The sequence below is a fragment of the Neisseria sp. P0001.S005 genome (assembly GCF_051963715.1).
Map to the genome: position 1 here is coordinate 1 of NZ_JBQCTZ010000291.1, position 3,278 is coordinate 3,278.

The 3,278-nt window shown below is 51.9% G+C and carries 2 protein-coding genes and 1 pseudogene; 1 reads left to right on the top strand and 2 read right to left on the bottom strand.

What is annotated here, in order from left to right; translation table 11 throughout:
* A pseudogene (locus ACTHSP_RS19010) lies at nt 1-225 on the top strand (signal recognition particle protein); the annotation flags it as partial.
* Between the two features lie 166 nt (nt 226-391).
* On the opposite strand, the gene ACTHSP_RS19015 reads toward ACTHSP_RS19010, so the two are convergent.
* Together ACTHSP_RS19015 and ACTHSP_RS19020 are read right to left on the bottom strand one after the other, a co-directional pair.
* On the bottom strand, nt 392-1,087 hold the full coding sequence (locus tag ACTHSP_RS19015; RefSeq protein WP_003749428.1) for a thiol:disulfide interchange protein DsbA/DsbL: 696 nt from the start codon (nt 1,085-1,087) through the stop codon (nt 392-394).
* 169 nt (nt 1,088-1,256) lie between these two features.
* The coding region (locus ACTHSP_RS19020) for a TonB-dependent receptor (protein ID WP_440346683.1) at nt 1,257-3,278 on the bottom strand (2,022 nt) is incomplete at its 5' end.

Below are 3,278 nucleotides of genomic sequence, written 5' to 3' on the forward strand. Positions count from 1 at the left end.
TCGATGACCCCTAAAGAACGCGCCAACCCTGCCCTGCTCAAAGCCAGCCGCAAACGCCGTATTGCAATGGGTGCGGGTACGACCGTGCAGGAAGTGAACAAATTGCTCAAACAGTTTGAACAAATGCAACAAATGATGAAAATGTTCAGCGGCAACGGTTTGGGTAAACTGATGCGCTTGGCCAAAGGCATGAAGGGAATGAAAGGCATGTTCCCGGGTTTGTAAGCCGAGGTGACAGAAAACGCCGTCTGAAAAGTTTCAGACGGCGTTTTGATTTTGTATTCAGATTTAAAATCATGAGGCCTTAAGCAACCATTTCTTCTACAACATCTAATATAAAAGGCCGTCTGAAATCTATTTTCAGACGGCCTTTATTCATTCAGCCTTCAACTTATTGCGGTTTTTTCTGCTCTTCGCGTACTTTGTCCACCAACTGGTCAATCGTGGTCATGCCGGACTGCCAGTCTTTAAATTCGACTTGGTATTTGCCGCCGACGATAACGGTCGGTGTGCCGCTGATTTGGAATTTATTGGTCAACTCTTCCATTTGAGCCGCACGCGCTTGGCTTTCGGGCGCTTCAAATGCAGCCAATACTTTTTTGCCATCAAACGCTGTTTGCTCGGACAACCATTTTTTCAGGGTATCGGTATCGGCCAGATTGATTTTTTGATTAACCATCGCATCGAAAATATGGCTGTTGGCTTTATCTGATTCACCGGCCATTTCCACTGCGGCCGCCAAACGTGCCAAAGGTTTCATTTCATCACCCCACACGACATGCTCCCGGCGCATATAGGTATCGTCTTTAAACGTTTTGATGTGCTCGCTCAAAACCGGTTCAAGATGGGCGCAATGCGGGCAGAAGTAGCCGAAGAATTCCAATACTTCGATTTTGCCGGCCTGCTGTTGCGGAATCGGATTGGACAATACGGTGTAATTGACACCTTCGGTCAATGCGGCAGGGGCTGCCGGAGCGGATGTGTTGCTTTGGGCGCTATCTGCCGGAACGCTGGTTTCCGCCTGTTTGCCGCAAGCGGCCAATGCCAACAGGGTTAATGAGGTCAAGGCTAAGGTTTTCAGTTTCATAGGTATCTCTTTACATTCAAATCAATGGGCGGATTTTATGGCATTTTGTTGGAGGTGTGTTCGATTTGAGTGAAAAAATGTGTTTAGTTTTATTTCAACCTTTATAAAAGGCCGTCTGAAATATGGCTTAGATCATAGCCTTATTTCAGACGGCCTTTGCCTGATTTCATCAGAAACGGTAATTTACCCGGGCAGTATAGCCGCGCGGATTACCCGGCATGGCATCCGAACGCCAATATTTTTGATTGAGCAGATTGGCAGCGGCAAAGGTAACGTTAACATTTTTATGGTTCCAGCCGAGCATGGCATCAACTCGGGCAAAGCCTGGAAGTGTGGTCACTTCTTTGTTTCTTGAGTCGTAACCGTAGCGTTTTCCCGTACCGGTTACGCCGATTTCGCCGTAGAGGTTTTCGGTTGGTGTGTAACGGAAAAACAGGTTACCGGTAACGTTGCTGGTGTTATTCAAATGGATGCCCACTCGGTCGGGATTTTCTTTGTCTTCAACGACTTTCGCCTGCATCACGCCCAACGAACCGCGCAGATAGAGTTTTTTGGGAATGATTTGCCCGATGGCGGACAATTCCACGCCGCGCGAACGGTGTTTACCGCTGACTGCCCAAGTGTAGGGATCATTTTGCGCGTCGGGGCGGTAGCGGATATTGAAGCGTTCGATTTGGTAGGCAGACAACGTAGTGCTGAGGCGGTCGTCCAGCCAACTGCTTTTAACGCCGGTTTCGTATTGGCGGGTGTACTCAGGGTCGGCGTTGAACACGGCGGCAGACGACGTGTCGATACTCAAATAGCCGCCGCGTCCGCCATAAGGCGCGAAGCCTTTATTATACGAGGCGTAGAGCGTGTGGGTGGGCGTTACGTTCCACACTGCGCCGATATTGGGGCTGAACGAGTGTCCGCTGTATTGGCGGCTGCTGCCGGTGAGTTTGTTTTCGGAATTAAAGGTGTATTTGTCGTAACGGCCGCCGAGGACGAATTTCAAATCGGGCGTTGCAGAGAAGATGTTTTGCACGAAGATGCCGTAGGAATCGGCCTTGTGTCGGTTTTGAGTGAGAACGGGCTGCAATCTGCCCGAAGCCGGCCAGCTTGCGCGGTCGTAGGGGTTGATGGAGGCGGAAAAGGTGCGGCTGTAACCCAATGTCGGGTTGCGGTGTTCGCGGCTGTAATCCATGCCTACGGTCAGGTGGTTTTCAAAACGGCCGATGGAGTAGTCGCCGTTGAGCGTGAAGTTGGACGACAGGGTTTTGTTGTCGGTCTGCTGCCAGGCGTAGTTGCGTTTGATTCGGCTGCCGTTTTCGCTGCCCGCATAGAAATGGTCGAAATCCTGCGCCGCCGTGCGGTGGGCAATCTGCCATTGGGCGCGCCATTTATCGTTGAAGGCGTATTCGAGGTCGGAACGCCAAACTTGCAGCTTGTCTTTCACAAAATCGTTCGGGTGGGCAAAACCCATGCGGTAAGGCAATCCGAAGCGGTCGTACACAGACTTGGTCGGGCTGCGGTCGGGCGTGCGCTCCACATTGTCGTAGGTGTATTGCCCCGTCCATTTCAAGCCGTTGTCGAGTTTGACGGTAATGCTGGGCGAAACCATGACGTTTTTGCTGTCTATGCCGCTGCGGAACGAATTGGCGCGCCCGACTTCGCCGGTGAGGCGGATGGCGACGTTTTTGTTCAGCACTTCGTTGATGTCCATATTCAGGCTGCGGTTTGCCCACGAGCCGTAAACCGCACCGATGTTGCGGCTTTGTTTGAAGTTGGCGTATTTGCTGACCATGTTGATGACGCCGCCGCCGTTGGTGCGGCCGTAAAGCACGGAAGACGGGCCTTTCAGGATTTCCACGCGCTCGATGTTGGCGGTGCTGCGGCGGACCTGCCCGCTTTCGCGCACGCCGTCACGGTAAATATCGGATGCGTCGGCTTGAAAGCCGCGCAGAAAAATGCTTTCGCCGCGCATATCGTAGGCAGCATCGATGCCGGCATTGCCTTCGAGGATGGAACTCAAATCGTTCGTGCCGTAATTTTTGTTTTTCTGGATGTTGAGCGTATCGACGGTTTGCGGCGTTTCTTTAATGAGCTGTCCGTTGCGGGTAACGGCGGCTTCGTCGTAGTTGATGTAGCCTTTGAGTACGCTGGTATCGGACTGTCCGACCACAGAAACAGTGGGCAAAGTAGCGGTGTAATG